The 4,567-nt window shown below is 66.8% G+C and carries 5 protein-coding genes; 3 read left to right on the forward strand and 2 right to left on the reverse strand.

Annotated elements, in window-relative coordinates:
- Together JNN06_RS12875 and pbpC are read left to right on the forward strand one after the other, a co-directional pair.
- Window positions 1–392 (forward strand): hypothetical protein (locus JNN06_RS12875; RefSeq protein ID WP_291239995.1); only part of this gene is annotated, 392 nt, incomplete at its 5' end.
- Window positions 389–2,419 (forward strand): penicillin-binding protein 1C, encoded by a 2,031-nt coding sequence (pbpC, locus tag JNN06_RS12880; protein ID WP_291239996.1) that lies wholly within the window; start codon window positions 389–391, stop codon window positions 2,417–2,419. The genes JNN06_RS12875 and pbpC, both read left to right, overlap by 4 nt.
- Window positions 2,420–2,509: 90 nt before the next feature.
- On the opposite strand, the gene rpmE is transcribed toward pbpC, so the two are convergent.
- Both rpmE and rplS read right to left on the reverse strand, forming a co-directional pair.
- The gene (gene rpmE, locus JNN06_RS12885) at window positions 2,510–2,731 is read right to left on the reverse strand and encodes a 50S ribosomal protein L31 (RefSeq protein ID WP_291239997.1); all 222 of its coding nucleotides are present in this window, start codon (window positions 2,729–2,731) and stop codon (window positions 2,510–2,512) included.
- An 11-nt stretch (window positions 2,732–2,742) separates the two neighbouring features.
- Window positions 2,743–3,117, reverse strand: coding sequence for a 50S ribosomal protein L19 (gene rplS, locus JNN06_RS12890; RefSeq protein WP_291239998.1), 375 nt, complete (start codon window positions 3,115–3,117; stop codon window positions 2,743–2,745).
- 373 nt (window positions 3,118–3,490) lie between these two features.
- On the opposite strand from rplS, the gene JNN06_RS12895 reads away from it, so the two are divergent.
- On the forward strand, window positions 3,491–4,468 hold the full coding sequence (locus JNN06_RS12895; protein WP_291239999.1) for a calcium-binding protein: 978 nt from the start codon (window positions 3,491–3,493) through the stop codon (window positions 4,466–4,468).
- The last annotated feature ends 99 nt before the right edge of the window (window positions 4,469–4,567 follow it).

The raw sequence follows: 4,567 nt of genomic DNA on the forward strand, positions 1-4,567 counted from the left end.
GCGAGGCGGCCACGCTGGAGGGGGTGAAGGTCGGGGATCGGCTGGTGACGGTGCTGGAGGTCACGCCTTTTGGCCGTGGCGAGGCGCGGCTGATGGTCAGCGATCCGCTGCCCGCCGGGTTCGAGATCGACAACCCGAACCTGATCGGCGGCGGCGCTGTCGAGGCGCTGGACTGGCTGGGGCTGGAAACCGATGCGGCGCATAGCGAATTCCGGCAGGACCGCTTCCTGACGGCGATGGATCGCTATGACAATGCCCCCTTCAAGCTGGCCTATATCGTGCGCGCCGTGTCGCCGGGCAGCTTCACCCATCCGGCGGCCTCGGTCGAGGATATGTATCGCCCCGATTTCCGCGCCCAAAGCGGCACGGGCCGGGTGACGATCGCCGAGTGATGCGCGCGCGTTGGCTGATTGCTTTGGCCGTTGCCCTTTGGGCGGCGGCCTTTGCCATGGATCGTGGCCGCGACTGGGTGGCGGCGACCGAATTGCCCAACCTGTCGATCCCCGCCTCGGTCGAGGTGGTGGACCGCAATGGCACGCTGCTGCGCGCATATACGGTGGCGGATGGGCGCTGGCGGATGGCGGCGACGCTGGCCGATGTGGACCGCGATTACCTCGCCATGCTGATCGCCTATGAGGACAAACGATTTTACGATCATGCCGGGGTGGATTGGCGCTCGGTGCTGCGGGCAGGCTGGCAAGCGGTGAAGAATGGCCGCGTGGTCTCGGGCGGATCGACGCTGACGATGCAGGTGGCGCGGCTGCTGGAGGAAAGCGGCACCGGCAAGATGGGCGGCAAGCTGCGGCAGATGCGGGTGGCGCTGGCGCTGGAACAGCGGCTGAGCAAGGACCAGATCTTGCAGCTTTACCTGCTGCTGGCCCCCTATGGCGGCAATCTGGAAGGGGTGCGGGCGGCCTCGCTGGCCTATTTCGGCAAGGAGCCGAAGCGGCTGACCCCGGCGGAGGCGGCGCTGCTGGTGGCGATTCCGCAAGCGCCCGAGGCGCGGCGGCCAGACCGCCATCCGGGCCGCGCGGCCATGGCGCGGGGGCGGGTGCTGGACCGGGCGCTGCGCGACGGGCTGATCTCGGAGGAGGAGGCGCGGCAGGTGGCGGGCGAGGTGGTGCCAGAGGCGCGCCGCCCGGTGCCGATGCTGGCGCCGCATCTGGCCGACCGGGCGGTGGCGGCGGGCGGGCCGCGCCATCAACTGACAATTGAGGCTGGGCTACAGGCGGCGCTGGAGACCCTCGCCGCCGAGGCGGTGGCGGGCAAGGGCGACCAGTTGCAGATTGCGATTCTGGCGGCCGATCATCGCTCGGGCGAGATTTTGGCCTCGGTCGGCTCGGCCGGGTTTCTGGCGGACCGGCGGCAGGGCTTTGTCGATATGACGCAAGCCCTGCGCTCGCCCGGCAGCACGCTGAAACCGCTGGTCTATGCGCTGGCCTTTGACGAGGGGCTGGCGCATCCGGAAACCATGATCGACGACCGCCCGGCGCAGTTCGGCACCTATGCGCCGCAGAATTTCGACAAGATGTGGCGCGGCACGATCCGCCTGCGCGAGGCGCTGCAACTGTCGCTGAACATCCCCGTGGTGCTGCTGACCGAGGCGCTTGGGCCCGCCAAGCTGATCGCGGCGATGGAGCGGGCGGGGATGCACCCGGCGCTGAAGGGCGACGAGCCGGGGCTGGCGATCAGCCTGGGCGGCGTCGGGGTCAGCCTGCAAGACATGGTGCAGCTATACGCCACGCTGGCGCGCGGCGGCGTGGCGCTGCCCTTGCGCTTCACCGGCGAAGGGGCCGAGGGGCAGCGGGTGGTGTCCGCCGTGGCGGCCTGGCAGGTGGGCGATATTCTGGCGGGCCTGCCGCCGCCGCCCGGTGCGCCGGAAAACCGCCTCGCCTACAAGACCGGCACCTCCTATGGCCATCGCGATGCCTGGGCGATTGGCTTTGACGGGCGCTATGTGGTGGGGGTGTGGATGGGGCGGGCCGATGGCACGCCGGTGCCGGGGGCCTTTGGCGCCGATACGGCCGCGCCGGTACTGTTTCAGGCCATGGGGCGGCTGAGCCGCAGCCTGACGCCGCTGCCGCCCGCGCCCAAGGCCACGCTGCTGGTCGCCAATGCGCAATTGCCGCAGCCGCTGCGTCGGTTCCGCTCGCGCAATGCGGCCTTCGAGGCGGCGGCGGATGCCCCAAAGCTGACCTTCCCGCCCGAGGGCGCCGAGGTGGAGCGGCTGAACGGGGCGGTGCTGGTGAAACTGTCGGGCGGCACGCTACCGCTGACGCTGATGGCCGATGGCGTGCCGCTGCGCACGGGCCTGCGCGAGCGCAGCGCGCTGCTGACCCTGCCCGGCGCGGGCTTTGTCACGCTGAGCGTGATTGACGCCGAAGGACGCTCGGCCCGCATCCGGGTGCGCGTGAAGTGACGCCAAAGCAAAAGCCCCGCGCAATGGCGGGGCTTTCGGAGGCGGGGCTTTCGAGATTCGCAGCAGTCAGGTTCAAACCCCGTAAAGGGATCAGAAGCCCAGACCGGCGTATTTGTTCTTGAACTTCGACACGCGGCCGCCGGTGTCCATCAGCTTGGCGGTCTGGCCGGTCCATGCCGGGTGCGACAGCGGGTCGATGTCGAGCGACATGGTGTCGCCTTCCTTGCCCCAAGTGGTGCGGGTCTGGAAGATCGAACCGTCGGTCATCTTGACGTCGATGAAGTGATAGTCGGGGTGGATGCCATTTTTCATCGCGCCAATCCTCACTCAGCTTTTTCTTTGTAGTTGGTGACCTCGGCGATACGCGCCGATTTGCCGCGACGGGCGCGGAGGTAATACAGCTTGGCGCGACGCACGCGGCCACGACGCACAACCTCGATCGAGTCGATGTTGGTCGAATACAGCGGGAACACGCGCTCCACGCCTTCGCCGAACGAGATCTTGCGCACGGTGAACGAGGCGGAAATGGTCATGCCGCCCTTGCGGCCGATCACGACGCCTTCATAGTTCTGCACGCGCGAACGGGTGCCTTCGGTCACTTTGAAACCGACGCGCACGGTGTCGCCGGCCTTGAAATCCGGGATGGTCTTGCCGAGGGCGGCGATTTGCTCGGCCTCGAGTTGAGCGATCAGGTTCATCGCTGTCTCCTTGCTGCCTGCGGTGATCCGCAGAGGTGATGCCGCCCCAGAGCTTCTGGTCTTTCACCGGGTCCGTGACCTTCCCCTGGGGATGGCCACGCCCGCCGAAGATGGATCGACGCTTTGCTGTGCCGCCCCCGCTGGTGGCGCCCTGCGAAAACAGTCAGGGCCAGGCCAAAGGGAATCGGGTCCGATGGGCAGACTCCGCCCCGGACTGCGCGCGTATAGGCGGCGCGGGCGGATGGGTCAAGGGGAGAAGGGCGCAGCGGCGCGGCTTGCACTTTCTGGGTGTATCGCACAATTTGAGAGTGAAAGCCGTGGAGGGTGGGAAATGGCAAGAGTGCTGGCGTTTAGCGCTTTGACGGATCGCGCGTTGACCGATTGGTCCGGGTATTACCGCACGGCAGATTCGCGCACCCACTATACCCTGGAAGAGCCCTATGAATGGCTGGGCCTGACCTATGACAGCCTGATCCAGATGGACTTGAGTCATACGCTGACCGGGAACGCCCGATCTGAATATAACGTGGATTTCGTGGGCAAGGGCATCACCTGGGCGGACCGGCAGATCACCGGCGGCGCCATCACCGGCGTTCTTTGCTATCAGCCGGGGCAGGGCATCCCGCGCTTTGGCTTTCATGTCTCGGGCCTTGATCTTTCGGCGCGCAACCTGGCGGCGGCCATCGAGCGCGGAGATGCCTTTCCGGGCAGCTATTGGACCCGGCGCATGTTGAACGGTGACGATACGTTCCTGCTGTCACGGCAGGGCGATGCTGTGCATGCGATGGGGGGGAACGACCTCATGGAAGGCCGCGCCGGGGCGGATACGCTTTGGGGTGACCAGGACAATGACACGCTGATCGGTGGCGCCGGGGCCGACCAGCTTTATGCCGATCACACCTATTACGGCCTTGGCGATGATCGCCTGCTGGGTCTGCGGGGGGATGACTATCTGCGCAGCCGGGTCGGGCAGGACAGTCTGTATGGCGGGATCGGCAATGACACCTTGTCGGCCTCGGGGCATTGGGCGGTGCTGGAGGGCGGGGCGGGTGTCGATGAGATCGAGCTTTATGGCCGCCATGGCACGATCCAGCCCGGTGGGGGCGAGACGACCGTTTTCACCGCCTATGCCGCCACCTTCATCCTGGGCGCAAGGCATCGGCATGTCGAGATCAGCGGCAATGATCTGGATAGATCCACCTTCCATATCACCGGCGGGGCCGAAAGTTACGACGCCTTGCAGATGACCGAAACCGCCACCGGCGTCACGATCCGCTGGGCGCGGGCCACGGTGGAGCTGGAGGGCATCACCGTGGCGCAACTGTCCCCGGATCGGTTCATCTTCGATTGACCGGCTGCTTTTGAGGCAAGCGCCACAATGCTGCCGCCGGGCAGTAAGGTTCTGTTAAGGGCTGCCCGGCACTCTGGCTCATGTGGGGGCTTACCAACT

The sequence above is a fragment of the Gemmobacter sp. genome (assembly GCF_016792925.1).
Lineage (GTDB): Bacteria > Pseudomonadota > Alphaproteobacteria > Rhodobacterales > Rhodobacteraceae > Gemmobacter.